An 823-nucleotide genomic window follows, 5' to 3' on the forward strand; every position below is an offset into this window, starting at 1 on the left:
TTCCTCCCCTTTCCCCTTTTCTCTCTTTTCTTCCCTCTTCTTCTTTTCCTTCCTCCTTCTCCCCTTTCTCCCTCTTCTCTCTTTTTTTTCTTTTTCCTTTTTCTTTCTCCTCCCCCCTCTTCCCTTCTTCTCCCTCCTTTTTTCTCCTTCCTTTCTTCACTCTTCCTTTTCTTTCCCTTTCCTCCTCCCTCTTCCCTTCTCTCCTTCCTTCCTTTCTCTTTTCCCCTTCTCCTCTCTCCCTCTCCCTCTCCTTCCCCTCCCCTCTCCCTTTCTCCTCCCCTTCTCCCTTCTTCCCTCTCCTCTCTCCTCTCTCTTTCCCCTCTTCTCTTCCTTCCTTCTCCCTTTTCCTCTCTCTCCTTCCCCCCTTTCCCCTTTCCCTCTTTTCTCCCTTTCTTTTTTCTCTTTCCCCTTTTTTTCTTTTTTTTTCCCTCCTTTTTCCCTCCTTCCCTTCTTCTCTCTTTTTTTTCCTCCCCTCCCCTCCCTCCTCCTCCCTTCCTTCTCTTCCTCTTCTTTTCCCTTTTTTCCCCCTTCTTCTTTCCCTCTCTTCCTTTCTTTTTCCCTTTCCGCCTTTCCCTTCTCCCTTCTTTTCTCCCTCTCGGTCTCCGCTTCCCTTTTCTCTTCCTCCCCTCTTTTCTCTTTTCTTTTCTTTTCTTTCTCCCTCCTTTCTTTTTCTTTTTCTTTCTCTTCTTTTTCCTCTCTCTCTTCCCCTTCTTTCTCCTTTTCCTTCCTCTTTCTTCCCCCCCCCTTCCCTTCTCCTCCTCTTTCTCCCTTTTCCTTTTCTTTTTTCCCTTTTTCCCCCCTTCTCCCTCTTCTCTTCCTCCCC

1 protein-coding gene is annotated in these 823 nt (G+C 47.5%); it reads right to left on the reverse strand.

All coding sequences use genetic code 11. From position 1 onward, the window contains the following. Nucleotides 1-156: 156 nt before the first annotated feature. A partial coding sequence (locus K5Q73_RS21895; protein ID WP_220766188.1) for a hypothetical protein occupies nt 157-823 on the reverse strand: 667 nt, incomplete at its 5' end.

Source organism: Shewanella sp. MBTL60-112-B2, assembly GCF_019655055.1.
In the GTDB taxonomy this organism is placed as follows: Bacteria; Pseudomonadota; Gammaproteobacteria; order Enterobacterales; family Shewanellaceae; genus Shewanella.